Annotated in this window: 17 protein-coding genes; 8 read left to right on the forward strand and 9 right to left on the reverse strand. The window is 66.6% G+C overall.

Going from position 1 to position 21,000, the window contains the following annotated elements; genetic code table 11:
- Window positions 1-88 precede the first annotated feature (88 nt).
- From ABRP34_RS15765 to ABRP34_RS15775, 3 genes are all read right to left on the reverse strand, one after another.
- Complete coding sequence (locus tag ABRP34_RS15765) at window positions 89-1,276, reverse strand: hypothetical protein (protein ID WP_353710922.1); 1,188 nt, start codon at window positions 1,274-1,276, stop codon at window positions 89-91.
- Window positions 1,273-3,495, reverse strand: a complete 2,223-nt coding sequence (locus ABRP34_RS15770) for a multicopper oxidase domain-containing protein (RefSeq protein ID WP_353710923.1) — start codon at window positions 3,493-3,495, stop codon at window positions 1,273-1,275. Before ABRP34_RS15770 ends, ABRP34_RS15765 begins: the two co-directional genes overlap by 4 nt.
- A gap of 303 nt (window positions 3,496-3,798) precedes the next feature.
- Window positions 3,799-5,412, reverse strand: coding sequence for an FG-GAP-like repeat-containing protein (locus ABRP34_RS15775; RefSeq protein ID WP_353710924.1), 1,614 nt, complete (start codon window positions 5,410-5,412; stop codon window positions 3,799-3,801).
- Between the two features lie 108 nt (window positions 5,413-5,520).
- On the opposite strand from ABRP34_RS15775, the gene ABRP34_RS15780 reads away from it, so the two are divergent.
- From ABRP34_RS15780 to ABRP34_RS15805, 6 genes are all read left to right on the forward strand, one after another.
- Entirely contained in the window at window positions 5,521-6,531 is a 1,011-nt protein-coding gene (locus tag ABRP34_RS15780) for a LacI family DNA-binding transcriptional regulator (RefSeq protein ID WP_003805767.1), read from the forward strand.
- 106 nt (window positions 6,532-6,637) lie between these two features.
- Window positions 6,638-8,392 carry a ribulokinase gene (gene araB, locus ABRP34_RS15785; RefSeq protein ID WP_353710925.1) on the forward strand — a complete coding sequence of 585 codons (1,755 nt, stop codon included), beginning with the start codon at window positions 6,638-6,640 and terminating at the stop codon, window positions 8,390-8,392.
- A complete protein-coding gene (locus ABRP34_RS15790) occupies window positions 8,389-9,099 on the forward strand; it encodes an L-ribulose-5-phosphate 4-epimerase (RefSeq protein ID WP_353710926.1) in 711 nt (236 codons plus the stop codon). Before araB ends, ABRP34_RS15790 begins: the two co-directional genes overlap by 4 nt.
- Before the next feature lie 57 nt (window positions 9,100-9,156).
- Entirely contained in the window at window positions 9,157-10,677 is a 1,521-nt protein-coding gene (araA, locus tag ABRP34_RS15795; RefSeq protein ID WP_353710927.1) for an L-arabinose isomerase, read from the forward strand.
- Window positions 10,674-11,588, forward strand: coding sequence for an aldose 1-epimerase family protein (locus ABRP34_RS15800; protein ID WP_353710928.1), 915 nt, complete (start codon window positions 10,674-10,676; stop codon window positions 11,586-11,588). Before araA ends, ABRP34_RS15800 begins: the two co-directional genes overlap by 4 nt.
- A 13-nt stretch (window positions 11,589-11,601) precedes the next feature.
- Window positions 11,602-12,618, forward strand: coding sequence for a LacI family DNA-binding transcriptional regulator (locus ABRP34_RS15805; RefSeq protein WP_353710929.1), 1,017 nt, complete (start codon window positions 11,602-11,604; stop codon window positions 12,616-12,618).
- Between the two features lie 89 nt (window positions 12,619-12,707).
- Here the strand turns inward: ABRP34_RS15805 and ABRP34_RS15810 are convergent, their stop codons facing one another.
- From ABRP34_RS15810 to chvE, 4 genes are all read right to left on the reverse strand, one after another.
- The gene (locus ABRP34_RS15810) at window positions 12,708-12,917 is read right to left on the reverse strand and encodes a hypothetical protein (RefSeq protein ID WP_003805753.1); all 210 of its coding nucleotides are present in this window, start codon (window positions 12,915-12,917) and stop codon (window positions 12,708-12,710) included.
- A 34-nt stretch (window positions 12,918-12,951) separates the two neighbouring features.
- On the reverse strand, window positions 12,952-14,268 hold the full coding sequence (gene mmsB / locus ABRP34_RS15815; RefSeq protein ID WP_353710930.1) for a multiple monosaccharide ABC transporter permease: 1,317 nt from the start codon (window positions 14,266-14,268) through the stop codon (window positions 12,952-12,954).
- Window positions 14,269-14,274: 6 nt separating this feature from the next.
- A complete protein-coding gene (gene mmsA, locus ABRP34_RS15820) occupies window positions 14,275-15,804 on the reverse strand; it encodes a multiple monosaccharide ABC transporter ATP-binding protein (protein WP_353710931.1) in 1,530 nt (509 codons plus the stop codon).
- 85 nt (window positions 15,805-15,889) lie between these two features.
- Window positions 15,890-17,014, reverse strand: coding sequence for a multiple monosaccharide ABC transporter substrate-binding protein (gene chvE / locus ABRP34_RS15825; RefSeq protein WP_003801098.1), 1,125 nt, complete (start codon window positions 17,012-17,014; stop codon window positions 15,890-15,892).
- A gap of 363 nt (window positions 17,015-17,377) precedes the next feature.
- Here chvE and ABRP34_RS15830 point away from each other — a divergent pair, with 363 nt between their 5' ends.
- Complete coding sequence (locus tag ABRP34_RS15830) at window positions 17,378-17,971, forward strand: TetR/AcrR family transcriptional regulator (RefSeq protein WP_353710932.1); 594 nt, start codon at window positions 17,378-17,380, stop codon at window positions 17,969-17,971.
- On the forward strand, window positions 17,968-18,903 hold the full coding sequence (locus tag ABRP34_RS15835; protein ID WP_353710933.1) for a DMT family transporter: 936 nt from the start codon (window positions 17,968-17,970) through the stop codon (window positions 18,901-18,903). The genes ABRP34_RS15830 and ABRP34_RS15835 overlap by 4 nt, the downstream gene beginning before the upstream one ends.
- 147 nt (window positions 18,904-19,050) lie before the next feature.
- On the opposite strand, the gene ABRP34_RS15840 is transcribed toward ABRP34_RS15835, so the two are convergent.
- Window positions 19,051-19,245 carry a hypothetical protein gene (locus tag ABRP34_RS15840; protein WP_003801091.1) on the reverse strand — a complete coding sequence of 65 codons (195 nt, stop codon included), beginning with the start codon at window positions 19,243-19,245 and terminating at the stop codon, window positions 19,051-19,053.
- A 254-nt stretch (window positions 19,246-19,499) separates the two neighbouring features.
- Window positions 19,500-20,954, reverse strand: a complete 1,455-nt coding sequence (locus ABRP34_RS15845; protein WP_353710934.1) for a family 43 glycosylhydrolase — start codon at window positions 20,952-20,954, stop codon at window positions 19,500-19,502.
- Window positions 20,955-21,000: the final 46 nt, after the last annotated feature.

The raw sequence follows: 21,000 nt of genomic DNA on the forward strand, positions 1-21,000 counted from the left end.
TTCTTGTTACCGGGACTGTTTGCCGCAACAGCGACGGCGGCCCCACACCGGGGACCGCCGTCGTCGGGAATTGAGTTGAAGAGTGCTCCTAATGCGTGCTGCTGTGGGTGATGTCCCCTGAGCTCGGCAGTTCACCCAACCAGCCGGGTACCGCTCCGGCCACGCCCAGGAAGCCAACGGCGATTGCCCCCACCACGGCCAGTGCGCGGAGGTGGGCCGACGTCGCCGTCCGACCTGCCCGCCGGACGGTACCCCCGCGCCTGGCGCGGAGCAGGACGACGGCGATCACCAGGGTGCCCAGCTCGAGGAGGCCCGCGGCCACATCGGCCAGGCCCACAGGCTCGGGCACGTTGGAGTTGGGGCCGAACGGCAGTCCGGACGTGCGAGACCAGACCCAGAGTGCCAGCGGAACCACGGCGGCGGCCGCGACGGCAACAACGACGCTAAGCCCCGCCCGTCCCAGCAGCAGGACACCGCAGGCTATCTCCGCCATCGCCAGTGCAAGGAAGAAAGCGCTGGCGACCGGCCAATGATCCATGTGGTCCGGTATGACTGCGAGGTGGATGGCGGCGCAGCCGAACAGTGCCACCGCCGCCAGCATCTGTCTGAGGTCCATGGCGCTGAGGTCCGTGGCGCCTGTCCGGGCACGGCGTGCCCGCACCCGGCGCATGGTGCGCCCGGGCGTCGCCTTCTGCTGCCGGCTGACGTCCAGTCGCCCGCCCCGGATGGCCACCGTCCACCCGGTTACCACGAGGTTGGTGACCACGAGCAGGCAGACGCCATAGCCAAAGGCGGCTAGCTGCAACCCCAGCGACGCCTGGTCGAGCTGCTCCGCCGACTGGATGGAAGACGCATGGTGCAGGGTGCCCATGAGGTCGTGCTGCAGGGCATAGTCCCAGGCTTCACTGACGGCCAGCGTGACCGTCCCGGCCAGGGTTCCGGCCGCTGCAACCAGCAGGGCTGTCGCGAGGAAGGCCTTCCTGCCCGCCAGCACCGGGCCGAACCACCGCAGCGCCAGGGTCACGGCCGCGATCACAGCCACGACAAACACCGGGAGCAGCACGGTTGACTCCCGGAGCCAGCTCGCAAAGGGCTCCTGGGTGCGCTCGATGGCACCCACGGCGCCCCTGAGCGACACCATCCAGAAGCCGTCGGCGTAGGCCATCATCGCCGCCAGCGGGATGACCGTGAGCCACGGGACCGCGGGGCGGGCCGGCGCCAGGGCGCCGGTCCCGCTGCCGCTCCAGCTGGCGGTGCCCGCGGGTACCGCAGTCATGGCGTGATTTCCCAGCCGAACATCATGGCGTGGTCCTCGTGCGCCAGGTTGTGGCAGTGCGCCACATACGGTCCCACGAAGTCCCGGAACCCGCGGTAGATGATCACCGACTCGCCGGGATCCAGGGCCACCAGATCCTCACGTGACACATCGTCGGGATGGCCCTTGTCGCCGCCGCGCGTCACGTCCCGGCAGTTGCGCATGACCGTCCGGTGTTCCTCCATGTGCAGGTGGAAGGGGTGGACCCAGCCGCCGCCGCCGTTGCGGATTTCCCAAAGGTTGTAGCTGCCCTTCTTCTGCTGGGCGAGCGGTGACCGTCCTGCGCGGTTCTTGAGGCTGGTGGCCACCGTATTAGGGATGAAGGGCTTGCCGTTGATGAGCCATTCGGTTTCGCCCCCGCCGGAACCGCGCTCCACCTCGAAGATCAGCCGGTTGTCCAGCATGGTCTGCCAGTTGGCGGGCAACGGCGGAAGGTCGCGCATTTTCACGGGGATCTGGCTGTCGTCGGGAGCGTCGTCGCCGATGACGAACTTCAGTACCGGGACTTTGTAGGCGGGGTCGGGCGAGAACCGGGACGAGTTGGTCCACATCCGGCCGTTGGGCATCTTCATCACGTTGGTCAGGTAGATGACGTCGCCCTTGGTGGTGGGCGTGCCGTCCTGGTACCGGCTGAAGTCGACAACCACCTCGCGGCGCTTGGCCGGCCACAGCTCGAAGGAATCGCGCTTGATCGGGAATGGCAGCAGCCCGCCGTCGGACGCGATCTGGGTGAACTGCATGCACTGCTGGGCGTCCGGGATGCGGTACTGGCCCTCCAGCTCGTCGCCCGTGTAGCCCAGGGACACGGCTGTCTTGGGACCTTTTGTCGAACTCATCAGCTTGAACTCGTAGATCCTGGCAATGGACGCGTCCAGGAAGCGGAAGCGGTACTTGCGCCGCTTCACCTCCAACACCGGGTTGGCGGTGCCGTTCACGGTGAAGATGTCGCCCACGAACCCGTGGTTGGGGAAATGCTTGTAGAACGTCTTGCCCCACCATTCGGGGTGCTTGGCGGGGTTTTTGGAGTCCGGGAACTCCTTCTGTATGTCGTGGATGTCCTGGTGCGTCGTGACACCGTCATCTAGGCGGCAGTCGTAGAAGGCCAGCGGGATATCGTAGTCGACGTCGAAGGACCCGTCCGGGTTGTCCTTGCGGACACCCGGGAGCCGCAGGCCCTGGCGCTCATCGCCCATGTCCATGCCGTTCTTCGGGTCATAGATGGGGTACAGGCCCACCATGCCCTTGTAAACGTTGGACCCCGTGTGGTCCATCCGGTGGTCGTGGAACCAGAAGAAGCTCTGCTTTTCCCGGTCGTCATTGCCGGCCGGCCAGTTCAGGTACAGGTTGTCGCAGAAGGTCTGCGGCAAATACCCCTCGTATTTAGGTCCGCTCACCATGGTGTAGTGCGGGTTGCCGTCGCTCTCCGGAGCGGTGTGGCCGTTGTGCAAGTGGGTCAGGAAGGACCAGTCGGGCGAGCCGAAGTCCTGGCGGTCCAGGTTCAGCGGGTTCTCATCCAGATGGTTCTCGAACCGGACCAGCACGGGCTTGCCGTACTCGGCGTTGATCATTGGACCGGGGAAGGTCCCGTTGAAACCGTAGATCGTGCTGAGGGGAAGGGTCCGCTTGGTGCCGGCAGGGTACGTCTTGCGCTTTTCGTCAAAGGAGATCGTGGGGCGGCCGTTGGCGTCGATGGGCAGCACCTGGGAAGTCGTGAACGCGTGCTGCCGAAGCAGCAGATCGATCTTGTACACCAGCGGGTCGGACGAACCGATCTGGTTTGGCCAGATCTGGTGCCGTTCATTCTTGAAGGAACTCTGCTGGCCCTCGCCAGGGCCGGGCGGATCGTTCCACTCGGTATAGCCCTTGATGAATTCGTCGCCCACGGCCGGCGTAGGGGCAAGGGGCTTGGGGACGGGCAGCTGGTCCTTGAACGGCGTCAGGATCAGCGGGCTGGTGGGAAATTTTTCGATGTAGAACAGCAGATCACCGAGGGCGGTGGACGAAGCGGCGAACGCCCCGTCGGGCGAAAGGAGTCCTTTCTGCGCGAGCAGCGGTCCAGCCCAGCCCTGGGCGGCGACGAGGGCGGCGCCGGCGCCCCCGGCCGCGCTGAGCCGCAAGATATTGCGGCGGGACACTGTGTTTGTCGGCACTTCGTTTGTGGTTGCAGTTTCATCTGACATGGGTACGCGCCTCCTTCGGGGCAAAAAAGTATGGCCTGCTGGCCCCGTGTTCGAGCTTTCCCAGGGTCTTCCCCCGCGGTTTCTGCACCGCGAATCCTGGCCTTGCGGAAGCTGGCTGCGCTTGTCGTTGCCCCGCGCAACTACAGTGCGGGCCGGGGCTTGGGAAAACATTGGGCGGGTGCGGTGCATACCCCTCAATGAGATGGGTATAAGGGGGTGGCCGTCATAGGGCGGAGAGCACGCGCTGAAGCCGCGCTGGCCGGAGCCGTGCTGCTTGGAACCGTCCTGCTGGAACCGTGATGCTTAGAACAGCGGCGCGAGCCCGTTCCAGCCCGCGCTGATACGGATGCGGGAGGCGAACTGCCCCGTGCCCAGCCCGGGATAGAGCCAGAGGACCCCGGCCGCATCGCGTGCCAGCAGGTCCGGGTTGCGGTCGCCATTGAAGTCGCCGGGGCTTACGACGGCGGTCATGGAGTTCCAGCCGGCGCCCACCCGGACGCGGGGGAGCCAGCCGCCGGTGCCGCTGCCGCGGTAGAGCCACAGGACACCGGTGGCTGTTTCCCGCGCGAGGATGTCGGCGGCGCCGTCGCCGTTCATGACGCCCGGACCCACCAGGGCATTGAAGCTGTTCCAGCCGGAGCCCACGCGGATCCGCGGCAGGAACGCGCCGGCGCCGTTGCCGCGGTACAGCCAGAGGAAGCCGGTGGAAGTCTCGCGGGCGAGGATGTCCACACGCTGGTCGCCGTTGAAATCACCCGGGCCGATGATCGCGCTGAAGCTGTTCCAGCCAGTGCCCAGCCGGATCCGGGGCAGGAACCCGCCGGTGCCGTTGCCGCGGTACATCCACAGGTACCCGGTGGCGGCTTCCCTGGCAAAGACGTCCTGCGGGCCGTCACCGTTGAAGTCTCCTGGTGTTTCAAGGGCGCTGAACCCGTTCCAGCCGGTGCCGATGCGCACGCCGGGCAGCCGGCCCCCGCGGCCGTTCCCCGGGTACAGCCGCAGCTCGGCCGTCGCCGTCACCCGGGCCAGGATGTCCGTGTTCCAGTCACCGTTGAAGTCAGCAGTGGACCGGGACAGCGTGGACGCCGGAACAGGCAGGGGAGTGAAGGCGTAGGGGTCGCAGGTCAGATCGTAATCCCGGACGTCGTCGTACCACTGGGAAAGGTACACGCGGCCACCGGAGAAGCTGGGGGAACGGCAGAGATTGAGGGCTTCGCCGGGGAAATCCAGCCGGCCGGCGGTGGCCCACACAGGAACGCCGGACAGCCGCCAGGAACCGGTGATGCTGGCCCAGCCCGAAGCAAACGAGTACAGGCCGTAGGAATAGCCGGCATCGCGCAGCCCGCGCATGAGGCCCTCGACGATGTACCGGTTTTCACGCTGCTGCGCGGCGCCCGCGGTGGGCCACGGCTGGGCGGGGCGGGGCTCGACGTCAATCCACACCACGCGTGGCGCAAACCCGACCCGCGCCAGGCTGGCAACCGCAAAACGTGCTTCCGCATAGCCGACGTTGGAGAGCTGTCCCGCCCGGGTGGCGGCGGACCACGGTCCCTGGGACCGGTAGGTGGTGAGCTGGGCGGCCGTGGGGAAGGCCGCCATGGTGTAGGCCTGCGCCGGCTTGCGGTTGCCGGACGCCCAGGCGACCTGGCTGGCCAGGCACGGGTTCTCGGTGAAGGGCAGCCCCTTCGTCAGACCGATGACCACGAACTGGGACGACGCCGGCGGAAGCGGCAGGCCAAAGCCGCCCACCGCCGTCGGGCATTGGGGCCAGGAGATGTCGTGGCCGTTGAGCGATACGGCGCGAGCGGTGGTGGCGCCGGGCAGGTAGCCAAGGAGGAGGGCGAACAGGAGCAGCAAGCCCGTCAGCATGTGCCGTGCGGAAGGTCCGGCCCCAGAATGATGAACTTTTCCGTCCATCGCCAGCGCTCCTTTTGTTGCCATCAGTTTACGTCCGGCCGCGGCCATTCGTGCCGGGGGCGCCGCGCCTATTCGTGCTGAAGGCTATGGGTCACGCACAATTACCCCATGGCAAAAAGCAATGCCCGGCTACCCCGGCTTGAGGATGTGGCGGAGCGCGCGGGAGTCTCACACCAGACTGTGTCCCGGGTGATCAACAACCATCCCAACGTCAGCAAGGCCACGCGCGAGCGCGTCGAGGCCGCCATTGCCGAGCTGGGCTACCGGCGCAACACCGCGGCGCGGAGCCTGGTCACGCGGAAGTCGCAGACCATCGGTGTGTTGGGCAGCGAGCTGTCCCAGTACGGCCCCGCGAACACGCTGCTGGGCGTGGAGCAGGCCGCGCGCGACGCCGGCTATTTCGTGAGCATCGCGGCGCTGAGGTCGGTGAGCCGGGAGGCGATTTTCGATGCCATCAGGCACTTCCTGGACCAGTCCGTGGACGGCATCGTGGTGATCGTGCCGCATTCGGAGACGCTGCTTGCCCTGGCCGAGCTGAAGCCCGGCGTGCCGGTGGTGGCCGTGGGCTCCCTCGGCAGTGAGGGAGTGAGCGGCGCCATGGTTGACCAGAAGCGGGGGGCTGAGCTCGCCGTCGGGCATTTGATCGAGCAGGGCCACCGCCGGATTGGCCACGTTGCCGGTCCGCAGGACTGGATTGATGCGGCGGAACGCGCCGCGGGCTGGAGCGCGGCACTGCGCTCGGCCGGGCTGGATGACAGCCTGGTGGTCGAGGGGGACTGGAGCGCGGGCAGCGGCTACGAGATCGGCCGGAAGCTGGCCGCCGAACGGACTGCCACCGCGCTGTTCGTAGGTAACGACCAGATGTCCCTGGGCCTGCTCCGCGCCTTCAACGAAGCCGGCGTCCGGGTCCCCGAGGATGTCTCCGTGGTGGGCTTCGACGACCAGCCGGAGTCGGGCTACTTCACGCCGCCGCTCACCACCGTGCGCCAGGACTTCGAGGAGCTGGGCAGGCGCTGCATGGACCTGATGCTGAGCGCCATCGCGAACGGCGACACCGTGAGCACCACCGTGGTGGCGCCCGAGCTGGTCGTCCGCCGGAGCACGTCCGCCCCGGCCTGAGGGCCTAGATCCTGGAACCGGTGATCCACGGCACTTGACGCAGTAAGTTGTTAGCGCTCACAATAGTTTCAGCCCGACAAGCAGCGGGCCTTTATCTGGAGGATTCATGGACGTCACAGCAGACGGCAGCGAAAACTATGTCATCGGGGTGGACTATGGCACCCTGTCCGGCCGGGCCGTGGTTGTGCGGGTCCGGGACGGCAAGGAACTCGGCAGTGGCGTGTTCGACTACCCCCATGCGGTAGTCACGGAAGCGCTTCCGGCGGATGTGGCAGGCGCGGCTGATGGAACAGCCGCCCGGCTTCCCGGTGAATGGGCGCTGCAGGTGCCCAACGATTACCGGGACGTGCTCCGGCACGCTGTTCCCGCCGCGATCGCGGACGCCGGGATCGACCCGGCTGCCGTCGTCGGAATTGCCACGGACTTCACGGCCTGCACGATGGTGCCTGTCAAAGCGGACGGCACCCCGCTGAACGAACTGCCCGGCTACGCGAACCGTCCGCACGCCTATGTGAAGCTGTGGCGCCACCATGCCGCGCAGGGCCAGGCGGACCGCATCAACGCTCTCGCCGCCGAGCTGGGAGAATCCTGGCTGCCGCGGTACGGCGGACTGATCTCGTCCGAATGGGAATTCGCCAAGGGGCTGCAGCTGCTGGAGGAGGACCCTGAAGCCTACGCCGAAATGGACCACTGGGTGGAAGCCGCCGACTGGATCGTCTGGCAGCTCTGCGGCAACTACGTCCGCAACGCCTGCACTGCCGGCTACAAGGGCATTTACCAGGATGGCCACTACCCGTCCGATGACTTCCTCGCCGCCCTGAACCCGCAGTTCAAGGACTTCGTCAGCGCCAAACTGGACCACACCATCGGCCGCCTGGGCGACGCCGCCGGCTACCTGACCGCCGAGGCCGCCGCCTGGACCGGGCTCCCGGAGGGCATCGCCGTCGCCGTCGGCAACGTGGACGCCCACGTCACCGCCCCCGCAGCGAAGGCCGTGGAACCCGGCCAGCTCGTGGCCATCATGGGCACATCCACCTGCCACGTCATGAACGGTGCCGAACTCCATGAGGTACCCGGCATGTGCGGCGTGGTGGACGGCGGCATTGTCGACGGGCTCTGGGGCTACGAGGCCGGCCAGTCCGGCGTGGGTGACATCTTCGGCTGGTTCACCAAGTACGGGGTCCCTCCGGAATACCACCAGGCCGCGGCTGCGGCAGGGCAGGGCATCCATGAATACCTGACGGGCCTCGCCGCCGGGCAGGCGATCGGCCAGCACGGCCTGATTGCCCTGGACTGGCATTCGGGCAACCGCTCCGTGCTGGTGGACCACGAGCTCTCCGGCGTGGTGGTCGGCCAGACCCTGGCCACCCGGCCGGAGGACATCTACCGGGCGCTGCTGGAGGCCACGGCCTTCGGTACCCGCACCATCGTGGAGGCCTTCCGGGATTCCGGCGTGCCGGTGAAGGAATTCATCGTGGCCGGGGGCCTGCTGAAAAACCGGCTCCTGATGCAGATCTACTCGGACGTGACTGGCCTGCAGCTCTCCACCATCGGCTCCACGCAGGGACCGGCCCTGGGTTCGGCCATCCACGCGGCCGTTGCCGCCGGCAAGTACGCCGATGTCCGTGCCGCATCCGAAGCGATGGGCGCCGCACCCGGGGCCGTCTACACCCCCATCCCGGAAAACGTCGCAGCGTACAACGAACTGTTCCGCGAGTACCGGACCCTGCACGACTACTTCGGCAGGGGAACCAACGACGTCATGCACCGGCTCAAGGCCATCCAGCGCAGCGCTGCCCAGCCGGCTAACGTCCAGTCCCTGCTTACCGAGTCCTTCAACGCCGAGGAGGTTTCGGCATGAGCGCCCTGCTGGAAACCATTGCCCGCATCCGCCGCGAGGTCTGCGACCTGCACGCCGAGCTGACCCGGTACGGCCTGGTGGTCTGGACCGCCGGCAACGTGTCCGGCCGGATCCCCGGCTACGACCTCATGGTCATCAAGCCCTCAGGCGTCTCCTATGACGACCTGACCCCCGAACTGATGGTGGTCACCGACCTTTACGGCACCCCGGTCAGCGGTACCTCCACCGGCGGGGACGGCACGATTCTTGAGTGGGGCAACCCGGCCCTCACCCCGTCGTCGGATACGGCCGCGCACGCCTACGTCTACCGGAACATGCCCGACGTCGGCGGCGTGGTCCACACCCACTCCACCTACGCCACGGCCTGGGCCGCGCGGGGCGAGGAGATCCCGTGTGTGCTGACCATGATGGGCGATGAATTCGGCGGGCCCATCCCGGTGGGTCCGTTCGCCCTGATCGGCGACGATTCGATCGGCCAAGGCATCGTGGAGACGCTCAAGAACTCCAACTCCCCGGCGGTGCTGATGCAGAACCACGGCCCGTTCACCATCGGCAAAGACGCCCGCTCGGCGGTCAAGGCCGCCGTGATGTGCGAGGAAGTGGCCCGCACGGTCCACGTCTCCCGCCAGCTCGGCGAACCGCTGCCCATCGACCAGGGGCAGATCGAGTCGCTCTACGACCGCTACCAGAACGTATACGGACGCTAGGTCCGCCCCCGCCGCCGCCGCGGCCCCGCACACCCAAGACTTTCAAAGGAGACACCAATGTCCAGCGCCAACAACACCTCGCTCGAGCACTACGAGGTCTGGTTCCTCACCGGCAGCCAGCACCTGTACGGCGAGGACGTGCTGAAGCAGGTGGCGGCCCAGTCGCAGGAGATCGCCGCCGCCCTGAATGAGTCCTCGGAGGTTCCGGTCAAGCTCGTCTGGAAGCCCGTGCTGACGGACTCGGATGCGATCCGCCGCACCGCGCTGGAAGCCAACTCGGACGATTCGGTGATCGGCGTGACGGCGTGGATGCACACGTTCTCCCCGGCCAAAATGTGGATCCAGGGCCTGGACCTGCTCCGCAAGCCCCTGCTGCACCTGCACACCCAGGCCAACGTGGAACTGCCCTGGGCGGACATCGACTTTGACTTCATGAACCTGAACCAGGCCGCGCACGGCGACCGCGAGTTCGGCTACATCCAGTCCCGTCTGGGCGTTCCGCGCAAGACCGTCGTGGGCCACGTGTCCAACCCGGAGGTGGCCCGCCAGGTGGGTGTCTGGCAGCGCGCCTCCGCCGGCTGGGCCGCCGTCCGGAACCTGAAGCTGACCCGGTTCGGGGACAACATGCGCAACGTCGCCGTCACCGAAGGCGACAAGACCGAGGCGGAGCTGCGCTTCGGTGTCTCGGTCAACACCTGGTCCGTCAACGAACTCGCCGACGCCGTGCACGGCGCCGCGGAGTCCGACGTCGACACCCTGGTGGCCGAGTACGAGCGGCTTTACGACGTGGCGCCGGAGCTGCGCTCCGGCGGAGCCCGCCATGAGTCCCTCCGCTACAGCGCCCGCATCGAGCTCGGGCTGCGCAGTTTCCTCGAAGCCAACGGCTCCGCCGCCTTCACCACCTCCTTCGAGGACCTCGGCGAGCTGCGGCAGCTGCCGGGCATGGCCGTCCAGCGGCTCATGGCCGACGGTTACGGTTTCGGCGCCGAGGGTGACTGGAAGACGGCCATCCTGATCCGTGCGGCCAAAGTGATGGGCGCCGGACTGCCCGGTGGCGCCTCCCTCATGGAGGACTACACCTACCACCTGGTGCCCGGCCAGGAGAGGATCCTCGGCGCCCACATGCTGGAGGTCTGCCCCTCCCTGACTGCCACCAAGCCGCGCGTCGAAATCCACCCGCTGGGCATCGGCGGCAAGGAGGACCCGGTCCGCATGGTCTTCGACACCGACGCCGGCCCCGGCGTCGTGGTCGCCCTGTCCGACATGCGCGACCGCTTCCGCCTCGTGGCGAACGCCGTCGACGTCGTCGACCTCGACGAGCCGCTGCCCAACCTGCCGGTCGCACGCGCCCTGTGGGAACCGAAGCCCGACTTCGCCACGTCCGCGGCCGCCTGGCTCACCGCCGGGGCCGCGCACCACACGGTTCTTTCCACCCAGGTGGGCGTGGACGTGTTCGAGGACTTCGCCGAAATCGCCCAGACCGAGCTGCTCACCATCGACGAAGGCACCACCCTCAAGCAGTTCAAGAAGGAACTGGCGTGGAACGCCGCCTACTACAGGCTGGCCGGCAGGCTGTGACCGAATACGGGGCTGGGGCCGAATTCAACATCCGGGCGGGGGAGTACACCGCCGTCATCACGGCACGGGCGGGTGCCCTGCGCGAGCTGCGCCACCGGGGACGGGACCTCATCGTTCCGTTCCCGGCGGGCGGGCCCATCCCCGACTACCGCGGCATCGTCGCGGCGCCCTGGCCCAACCGGATCGCCGACGGCAGGTACACGTTTGACGGCGCCGAGTTCGAGGTGCCGGTCAACGAACCCGACCGCGGCTGCGCCCTGCATGGACTGGTGTTCCCCCTGGACTGGGACCTTGAATCGCAGAACGGGTCCTCAGTGACGCTTTCCTGCACCGCCGGCCCGACGCCGGGCTACCCGCACACTGTGCGGATCGTCGTCGAATACCGGCTGTCCGGGGAGGGCCTGTCCAGCCAGGTCACGGCGGTGAACGTCGGCGGTACCGCCGCGCCCTACGGGGTCTGCCCCCACCCCTACCTGGTCGCCGGTCCGTCGCCCCTCGATGAATGGACCCTCGAAATCCCCGCCGGGGAATTCCTCGAGGTCACCCCGGACAGGCTGCTGCCGAAGGAAACGCGCAGCGTGGAAGGCCATGAGTTCGACTTCCGCGCGCCGCGCGTCATCGGCGCCACGGAGATCGACCACGCCTTCACGGACATAGCGTTCGACGGCGGCGGGCAGGCCCGCGTGCTGGTCCGGGATCCGGGCGGAACCGGCGTCGGAATGGCCTGGGACCGCACCTGCCAGTGGCTCCAGATCCACACCGCCGACAAGCAGCCCCCGGCCCCAAACCGGCTGGGCCTCGCCGTGGAACCCATGACCTGCCCGCCCGATGCCTTCAACAGCGGCGTGGACCTGATCCGGCTCGAGCCGGGCGCCACCCACGAGGCCTCCTGGAGCATCTTCGCCAGATGACCAATTCGACGCAGTGAGCGCAAACACCACGCCACGTCCTCCCGTCATGGAGGACGTGGCGCGCCTCGCGGGCGTGTCCCACCAGACCGTCTCGCGCGTGCTGAACACGCACCCGAACGTCAGCGCCCGGACCCGCAAGCGCGTGGAACGCGCGATCGCCGAGCTGGGATACCGCCGCAACACCGCAGCCCGCAGCCTGGTCACCCGGCGTTCGCAGGCCATCGGGGTCCTGGGCGCCGGCACGGCACACTACGGCCCTGCCAACACGCTGCTGGGCGTCCAGCAGGCGGCCCGGAACGAGGGCTATGCCGTGAGCATGGCCAGCCTCAGCGAGGTGACGCCCTCCGGAATCCACGATGCCCTCGAACACTTCCTGCTGCAGTCCGTCGACGGGATCGTGGTGATCGTCCCGCACGAGACGATGCTGACATCGCTGCACGCCATCGCACTGTCCGTCCCGCTGGTTGCCGTGGGCTTCGGCGCGGATGAACACCTGACGGTCGCTGCCGTGAACCAGCGCGTTGGCGCGGCCCTCGCCGTGCAGCACCTGGTGAACCTCGGCCACACGTCAATTGCCCACGTTTCGGGCCCGCAGGACTGGATTGACGCCGCGGCCCGGACCGAGGGCTGGCGGCGCTCCCTTGAACAGGCCGGGCTGCCGGAAGGCGTGCTGGTCCAGGGCGACTGGAGCGCCGAAAGCGGCTACCGCGCGGGACTCGAACTGGCGGCTGCCGGCAACGTCACCGCCCTGTTCGCGGCGAACGACCAGATGGCCCTGGGGGCACTGCGGGCGTTCAGCGAGGCCGGCCTGCGCGTGCCGGAGGACATCAGCGTGGTGGGCTTCGACGACCAGCCGGAGGCCGGCTATTTCGTCCCGCCGCTGACCACGGTGAACCAGGGTTTCAAGGAGCTCGGTGCGCGGTGCATCCGGATGCTCCTGTCCGACATGGCCAACGGCCCTTCGGCGGCGGCCTCGGTCCTCAACCCCAAGCTCGTGGTGCGGGGCTCCACGGCACCGCCGGCCCAATAGAGCACCACTCGCTCTCTTAACCAGCAAAGCCCCCCGCGGTTATAAACCGCGGGGGGCTTTGCTGTGTTGCTTGGTCGGCGCGAAGCGCGTCAGTGAATCACTTCGCGCGTCATGCCGAACGGGACCTGATCGGAAAGCGCGGCCGTGTAGTTTCCCGGCCTGTGGCGCGTGACCAGGATGCCGTGAGTGCCCGTGAGCATCGCCAGTTCCTGCAGGTCTCTGACTGCTGCTTCGAGGTGCTCGTCCAGGGCGTGCCGGCTCGTGACGTGGATGTCGATGGAATCGAGGAGGGCTGTCATGGCGTGTCCTTTCTGCTGGCTGCGGGCCCGGTGCTTATGCGTCGCCGGAGTCGCGGCTGCCGGCTGCCACCGGCTCGGCCGGGGCCTTGGCTGACTTGGGTGCCACGGCCGGTGCCTTGCTTTCGGTGGCGGGTGGGGTGGTCCTGAGCTTGAAGCGCTTGGCGATGGAGGATCCGCCGCCGGCACGGTTCTTGTTGAAGATGTCGAAGCCGACGGCGAGCAGGAGCACCAGGCCCTTGATCAGCTGCTGGTAGTCGGTGCCGAGGCCGAGGATCGACATTCCGTTGTTGAGCACGCCCATGATCAGGCCGCCGATCATGGCTCCGGCCACGGTTCCGATGCCGCCCTGGACCGCTGCTCCGCCAATGAAGGCGGCGGCGATGGAATCCAGTTCGAAGCCGGTGCCGCCTGCGGGCTGGGCGGAGTTCAGCCGGGCCGTGAAGATGAGGCCGGCCAGTGCCGCGAGGACGCCCATGTTCACGAAGAGCCGGAAGGTTACGGCCTTGGTCTTGATGCCGGAGAGTTCGGCGGCGTGCAGGTTCCCGCCGATGGCGTAGGTGTGCCGGCCGAAGATGCTGTTGTTCATCAGCGCGGAGTAGGCGATAACCAGGGCCGCGAGGACGAGCAGCACGATCGGGGTGCCGCGGTAGCTGGCGAGCAGGAACGTGATGATGAGCATCAGCAGGGCGATGAACGCGGTCTTCACGGCGAACCAGGCCATGGGCTCGTTTTCCAGGTTGAACCTGCGGCGGACACGGCGTTCCTTGATGGACTGGAACAGCAGGGCCGCAGTGCCGCCGACGCCGAGGATTACGGTGAGCCATTCGAGCACGGAGGTGCCGCCCGAGATGTCCGGCAGGAAGCCGCCGCCGAGGGCACGGAGCTCGTCCGGGAACGGGGTGATCTGCTGGTTCTTGAGGGTGATCAGGGTCAGGCCGCGGAAGATGAGCATGCCGGCCAGGGTGACGATGAAGGCCGGGATGCCGACGTAGGCGATCCAGTACCCTTGCCACGCGCCGACCAGAGCACCGACGAGGAGGCAGGCCGGGATCGCTGCCCACCAGGCCCAGCCCCAGTGCACGATCATGACGCCGGCGACGGCTCCGATGAAGCCGGCGATGGAACCGACGGAGAGGTCGATGTGGCCGGCGATGATGACCATGACCATGCCGATGGCCAGAATGAGGATGTAGCTGTTCTGGACGACGAGGTTGGTGACGTTCTGCGGCTCGAGCAGGATCCCGTCGGTGAGGACCTGGAACAGCAGGACGATCAGGATCAGGGCGACGAAGATGCCTACCTGGCGGAGGCGGCTTGCCAGGAAGCCGAGGGATTCTCGTAGGGCGGACATGGCTCGTTATTCCTTCTCTTGGGTCATGTAGTGCATAAGGGTTTCCTGGGAGGCCTCGGCGATCGGGACTTCACCCGTGACGTGGCCGGCGGAAAGGGTGTAGATTCGGTCGCAGATGCCCAGGAGCTCGGGGAGCTCGGAGGAGATCACGATGACGGCCTTACCCTGGGCGGCAAGCTCGGCGATGATCGTGTAGATCTCGAACTTGGCGCCGACGTCGATGCCCCGGGTGGGCTCGTCCAGGATCAGCACGTCGGGGTCGGAGAACATCCATTTGCTGAGGACCACCTTTTGCTGGTTGCCGCCGGAGAGCTTCCCGGTGATGGCGGCGACGGACGGGGCCTTGATGTTCATGCTCTTCCGGTAGCTGTTGGCCACCGTGGTTTCCTTGTTCTTGTCCACCCAGCCGCGCTTGGCGATCTTGGGCAGGGCGGCCATGGAGATGTTCCGCTTGATGTCCTCGATGAGGTTCAGACCGTAGTGCTTGCGGTCCTCGGTGGCGTAGGCGATGCCGTGGCGGATGGCCTCAGGGACGGTGGAAGTGTTGATTTCCTTGCCGTACTTGAACACCTTTCCGGAGATGGTGCGGCCGTAGGTGCGGCCGAAGACACTCATGGCCAGTTCCGTGCGGCCGGCTCCCATGAGGCCCGCGAGCCCCACTACTTCGCCCTTGCGGACGTTCAGGCTGGCGTTGTGCACCACGGTGCGGCTGTGGTCCTGCGGGTGCTGTACCGTCCAGTCCTCGATGCGCAGGACTTCTTCGCCGATCTGCGGTTCCCGCTCGGGGTAGAGGCTGTCCAGGTCACGGCCCACCATGCCGCGGATGATGCGTTCCTGGGTGATCTGGCCCTGGTCCACGCGCAGGGTTTCGATGGACTTGCCGTCGCGGATGATGGTGACGGCGTCCGCGACCTTGCGGATTTCGTTGAGTTTGTGGCTGATGATGATGCTGGTGACGCCTTGGCCTTTCAGGTGCAGGATCAGGTCCAGCAGGTGGTCCGAGTCCTCGTCGTTCAGGGCCGCGGTGGGCTCGTCCAGGATCAGCAGCTTCACCTCCTTGGACAGCGCCTTGGCGATTTCGACGAGCTGCTGCTTGCCCACGCTGATGTGCTGGATGGGAGTGACCGGGTTTTCGTCCAGGCCAACCCGGGCCAGCAGCTTGGCCGCTTCCAGGTTCGTCTTGCGCCAGTCGACCCAGCCGCGGGAAGCCATTTCGTTGCCCAGGAAGATGTTTTCCGCGATGGACAGGTACGGGCTCAGGGCCAGCTCCTGGTGGATGATCACGATGCCGCGCTTCTCGCTGTCGCCGATGGACGCGAAGTCGCAGCGTTCGTTCTCGAAGAGGATGTCCCCCTCGAAGGTGTTGTGGGCGTAGACGCCGGAGAGCACCTTCATCAGGGTGGACTTGCCTGCCCCGTTTTCGCCGCAGATCGCGTGGACCTCGCCGCGGTTCACATCCAGCGTGACATCCTGGAGTGCCTTGACGCCGGGGAAGGTCTTGGTGATCCCGCGCATCTGAAGAATGGGTACGTTCATTGGTTATTTCCCGCTGATCTGTTCGATGAGCTGATCTGTTGAGGGGGAGGGGGTGCCCGCGCCTGCAGGCACCCCCGCAATGCTGCTACTTGATGTCGGCGTCGGTGTAGTAACCGGAGTCGATGAGTTCCTGCTTGTAATTGTCCTTGGTGACGATCACGGACTTCAGCAGGAAGGCCGGGACCACCTTGACCTTGTTGTTGTAGGTCTCGGTGTCATTGGTCTCGGGCTGCTGGCCCTTCAGGACGGCGTCCACCATCTTCACGGCCTGCTCGCCGAGCTTGCGGGTGTCCTTGAAGATCGTGGAGTACTGCTCGCCGGCAACGATGGACTTCACCGAGCCCTTTTCTGCGTCCTGGCCGGTCACGACCGGCAGGGCGCCCTTGGAGTAGCCGCCGGTGCTGGTCAGGGCCGAGATGATGCCGATGGAGAGGCCGTCATAGGGCGACAGCACGCCGTCGAGCTTCTTGCCTGAACCGTAAGCGGCGGTGAGGATGTCTTCCATCCGCTTCTGGGCGGTGGCCGCCTGCCAGCGCAGGATGGCGGCCTGCTCGAACTTGGTCTGGCCGCTGGGCACCTTGAGGGTGCCGGCGTCCAGGTACGGCTTCAGGGTGTCCATGGCACCGGTCCAGAAGAAGTTGGCGTTGTTGTCGTCGGGGCTGCCCGCGAAGAGTTCCACGTTGAACGGGCCCTTGCCCTCGACCTTCTTGCCGGAGGCGTCCACCAGGCCCAGCCCGGTCAGCAGCGAGGTGGCCTGCTGGACGCCCACCTCATAGTTGTCGAAGGTGGTGTAGTAGTCCACGTTCGGGGTGCCGTTGATCAGCCGGTCGTAGGCGATGACCTTGACGTTCTGTTCCTTGGCCTTGGCCAGGACATCTGTCAGCGTAGTGCCGTCGATGGCGGCGATGATCAGGGACTTGGCGCCCTTGGTCAGCATGTTCTCGATCTGCGAGACCTGGGTGGGAATGTCGTCGTTGGCGTACTGCAGGTCCGTTTTGTAGCCGAGCTTGGTCAGGGATTCGGAGACGTTCTTGCCGTCCGCGATCCAGCGTTCCGACGTCTGTGTCGGCATGGAGATTCCCACCAGGGCACCGGCAGCGTCGGCGCTGCTGGAGTTGGTGGCGGCGCCGGGACGGCTGCCGCAGCCGGTGGCCCCCACCGTAACAGCCAGGACGACGGCGACGGCGCCCAGGAGTTTCTTGATTCTCACGTTATTCTCCTTCCGTGGCCTGGTCGGGCCACGAATCGGTGCTTGAGCGGAAAGCGTATGTACTTTCCGCCAGAGCCGGCCACTTGTGTCCGGCGTACCGAGGCCGTTCCGCAGGACCGGCAACGGAGGCTGTTATCACCGGAGCGGAGACTCCGGCTGCCCCAACATTACTGTTAGCGCTAACAATCAAGGACTATATTATCCCCGCCGCGGCTGTGAAGCAAGACACAGATTGATGACAATGACGGCAGTGCCTGGCGCTGTTTCGACGTGCGTCTCCCGGGGTTGCGGAGGTTTTACCCGCATGCAGAGAGTAGGTAGACTGGCCTACCTACTCACTATCTGCTGCAGGAGGTTTTAACAGTGACTGCACCTGAAGGCCGAGGAGTAAAGCGGCCTGCCCGCGCATCGCTCCTGGAGGCTGCGGCGCGGCTCTTCTATGCCGACGGCGTTGCGGCCACGGGCATCGACGCCATCACGACGGCGGCCGGGGTGGCCAAGAAAAGCCTCTACAACAACTTCGCGTCCAAGGCGGACCTGGTGGCGGCCTACCTCGCCGACCGGCATGAGGAATGGCTCGCCCTGTACCGGGATCGGGTAGCGTCGGCGGCCGGCGCCCAGGAGCGTGTCCTGGCGGTGTTCGACGCCTACATCGACCACGCGAACTTTGCCTACGAACACGGTTTCAGGGGGTGCGGCCTGCTCAACGCTGCCGCGGAACTTCCTGCGGGGGCTCCGGGGCGGCAGGCCGTACGGCAGCACAAGGAAGAGGTCGAGGGCCTCCTGCTCAGGCACCTGGCGGAGCTGCTGCCGCATCAGGATGAAGCGGCAGGCAGGGTTGCCCGGCACCTGGCGTTCCTGCTCGAGGGTTCAATGGCGAGGGCCGGCCTTGAAGGCGGAGACCGCTGCCTGCACGAGGCCCGGATAATCGCGGCCCGGATGCTGGCGGAGCTATGAAAGCGGTGCGTGGCCGATTCAGCGGGCCCCTCCTGGGTGCGGTTTTTGTTGTGGGCGCGTCGGTGCTTTGGGGCACCACCGGTACCGTCGCCACGTTCGCACCGTCGGTGAGTCCGCTGGCTATCGGCGCCGTGGCAATGGGTGTGGGCGGATTGCTGCAGGCGCTATACGCGGTGCAGCCGATTGCCAGTCACTGGGGCAGCCTCCGCGGCCGGTGGCTGTTGGTTTCCCTGGGTGCCGCGGCGGTGGCCGTGTACCCTCTTGCCTTCTACAGCTCCATGCACCTGGCCGGCGTGGCGCTCGGAACGGTGGTCTCGATCGGCTCAGCCCCTCTGGCATCGGCCATCATCGAGCGTTTTGCGGAGCGGAAAGTGCTGACCCGCCGCTGGATGCTCGGCGCGCTGATCGGGGTGGCGGGCGCCGGACTGCTGTGCTTTGCCGGTGGCGGTGCGGAACGCCCGGGCGCCGTTGCTGAACCCTGGGCCGCGCCGGCAGGAATCGTTCTGGGGCTCGTAGCGGGCGTCACCTACGCTTTGTACTCGTGGGCTGCCCACCGCCTGATCAGCGGGGGAGTGTCATCCCGCGCCGCCATGGGTGCTGTGTTCGGGCTGGGCGGAGTGCTCCTGATGCCAGTGCTCGCCGTGACCGGCGGGCCGCTCCTTGAGTCCTGGGGCAATTTCACCGTGGGCGCCTACATGGCGCTTGTGCCGATGTTCGCCGGCTACGTCTTGTTCGGCTGGGGACTGGCGCGCGTCCGCGCGAGCACCGCAACGGGCCTTTCCCTCATGGAGACCGTTGTCGCCGCCGTGCTGGCGGTTGTGGTGGTGGGGGAGCGGCTACCTTCGCTGGGATGGCTCGGCGTCGTCATGGTGCTGGCGAGCCTGTTTGTCCTGACTCCACGCCAGCCCGCCCGGACGCCGCCGAAGGCGTAGCATTCTACGAACACGTTTGCGAGTGCACCTCGGACTCGTACGTCGAGTTCTACGAAAGTTATTCGACAGGGTTGTACTTAGGGATGAAAAGGCATTCCGGTGAATGCAGGAATACCTTTCGATGCGTGCTGCTACCCTTTGGGAATTTCAGGCTGCCCTTTGGCGATCGAAGCCGGCTATTTCGAACCCGCGCCTGGCGCTAAAGACGCCCACACTCTCCGGCGAGCAAACGAAGAACTGCGGCTGCTCTACCGGCGCGAACGGAACGATGAGCCACCGGCCGCCGTAGAACTCGACATAGGAGTCCGGGGGGCACCTTGCGTAAGCTTCTTCCCGCGTCATGATCTTTCCTTTCGATTAGTAGCTGCACCAGCTGATGCTGATGGCTTCTGCCTGAAATCCATGATTCCGAAACGAACGGGCAGGGGTAACGCCGTTTTCTGACGGTTCTGACTACCCTTTCGGGTGGGGCCTGTTAAAAACAGCAGGGCCGGCGGTGAGACCGCTGGCCCTGCCATATGCACAACCACCACATCACCAGTGATTCGCAGTCACCCACGCGCCCGGCGCGCGGGAGTCTCAGGATTCGGAAAGGACTAGGAGCGCAGGTAGAACGTGGCCGCCGGCCGCTCGTCTTTGCCCACCTTCGCCAGCGCCAGGGCACCCTGCCGGAGGACAAGGTAGGCGCCCGGGATGTCGACGGACTCGAAGGAGGCGCCGGCGGCATCCGACAGACCGCCCCGCCGAAGGAAGGCCGACGACGATCCCTCCGTGGTCGCGATGCTCACCGATGTTCCCTGCACCCGGAGATAGCGGCCCTTCGTCAGCACGGGCTCGATGACCACAGAGTTCTTCTTGGCGTAGCCGGGCGCGATGCGGAACTGGGATGACCCCAGTGCAGGGGATGAAGCGGCCGTGACGGTGGCGCCGTCGTGCGCCAGGAATGTGCCCGGACCCGAGGCGGGCTCGAGCCGGACGGGCAGTTCGCCGTCACCCACCGGTACGCCGAAGTTCGGCGTGCCGTCCGCGTTCCAGTACAGCCGCTGCACCCGGGCGTGCCGGTTGGGGTCGTACAGCGGGTCGCCGACGATAGCGCGGTAGGACCGGGCGTGGTACACCAGCACGTCGTTTCCGGCCTCGTCCACAGTGAACGAGTTGTGCCCGGGACCGTACTGTTTGGCGCCCTCGGTGGTGACGAAGACGGGGACGGGGGTCTTCGTCCATGAGGATGCGTTGAGCAGGTCGGCGCCGGCATCCGCCGTCAGCAGGCCCATGCAGTAGTTGGCGTCCGTGGCGCTGGCGGAGAAGGTGACAAAGATGCGGCCGTTCCTCTTGATGACCGCGGCGCCTTCATTGACCTTGTAGCCCCGGGTCTCCCAGTCCAGCGTCGGAACAGCGATGCGCACGGGGGTGCTGGAGAGCGTTGACGGCGACGACATGGACGCGATGTACAGGCTGGAGTTCACGCCGGTGTCGCTTTGTGCCCACAGCAGGTAGCGCGTGCCCTCGTGCTCGAACGTGGTGGCATCCAGGGAGAAGGTGTCGGCATGCGTGTACACGCGAACCGGCGGTCCCCATACGGCAGTGGTCGGATCGGCGTCGCTTGTGGAAATCACGTAGATTCGCACCCGGAAGACATCGCTGCTGTCCCCGGCGGCGAAGTAGATGTGCCACTGGCCGTCGAAGTGGTGCAGCTCCGGAGCCCAGATGTGGCCGCCCATGGTTCCGGAGGCGGGCCGTGTCCACACCACCGCTTCCGCAGCGGTGCCAAGCCCCGCGATGGTGTGGGAGGAGCGGACGATGATGCGGTTGTACTCGGGCACGGAACCGGTGAAGTAGTACTTGCCGTCCGTGTGCTTCATGAGCCACGGGTCCGCCCGCTGCGGCACCACCGGGTTGATCACCTGAGTCGGATCAACGGCGGCGGCAGCGGCGGGCGCCGCCACCAGGGCCCCGCCGCCGGCGCCCGCGACGGCGAAGGCTGCTGCGGCCGCGGATCCGGTGCCCAGGAAGGACCGGCGGGAGAACTGGCGGTTGACGGAATCATTCATGCTGAAAAGTCCTTTCGACGTGCGGGAAGGAGGGAGGAACGGGCAA

The sequence above is a fragment of the Arthrobacter sp. K5 genome (assembly GCF_040448525.1).
GTDB lineage: Bacteria > Actinomycetota > Actinomycetes > Actinomycetales > Micrococcaceae > Arthrobacter > Arthrobacter globiformis.

Bases quoted from the DNA above. Each gene is read 5' to 3' on its own strand.
- ABRP34_RS15790 (WP_353710926.1), top strand. From the start codon at position 8,389: ATGAGCGCCCTGCTGGAAACCATTGCCCGCATCCGCCGCGAGGTCTGC.
- ABRP34_RS15775 (WP_353710924.1), bottom strand. From the start codon at position 5,412: ATGGACGGAAAAGTTCATCATTCTGGGGCCGGACCTTCCGCACGGCAC.
- araA (WP_353710927.1), top strand. From the start codon at position 9,157: ATGTCCAGCGCCAACAACACCTCGCTCGAGCACTACGAGGTCTGGTTC.
- ABRP34_RS15765 (WP_353710922.1), bottom strand. From the start codon at position 1,276: ATGACTGCGGTACCCGCGGGCACCGCCAGCTGGAGCGGCAGCGGGACC.
- mmsA (WP_353710931.1), bottom strand. From the start codon at position 15,804: ATGAACGTACCCATTCTTCAGATGCGCGGGATCACCAAGACCTTCCCC.
- ABRP34_RS15770 (WP_353710923.1), bottom strand. From the start codon at position 3,495: ATGTCAGATGAAACTGCAACCACAAACGAAGTGCCGACAAACACAGTG.
- ABRP34_RS15840 (WP_003801091.1), bottom strand. From the start codon at position 19,245: ATGACGCGGGAAGAAGCTTACGCAAGGTGCCCCCCGGACTCCTATGTC.
- ABRP34_RS15845 (WP_353710934.1), bottom strand. From the start codon at position 20,954: ATGAATGATTCCGTCAACCGCCAGTTCTCCCGCCGGTCCTTCCTGGGC.
- ABRP34_RS15835 (WP_353710933.1), top strand. From the start codon at position 17,968: ATGAAAGCGGTGCGTGGCCGATTCAGCGGGCCCCTCCTGGGTGCGGTT.
- mmsB (WP_353710930.1), bottom strand. From the start codon at position 14,268: ATGTCCGCCCTACGAGAATCCCTCGGCTTCCTGGCAAGCCGCCTCCGC.
- ABRP34_RS15780 (WP_003805767.1), top strand. From the start codon at position 5,521: ATGGCAAAAAGCAATGCCCGGCTACCCCGGCTTGAGGATGTGGCGGAG.
- araB (WP_353710925.1), top strand. From the start codon at position 6,638: ATGGACGTCACAGCAGACGGCAGCGAAAACTATGTCATCGGGGTGGAC.
- ABRP34_RS15810 (WP_003805753.1), bottom strand. From the start codon at position 12,917: ATGACAGCCCTCCTCGATTCCATCGACATCCACGTCACGAGCCGGCAC.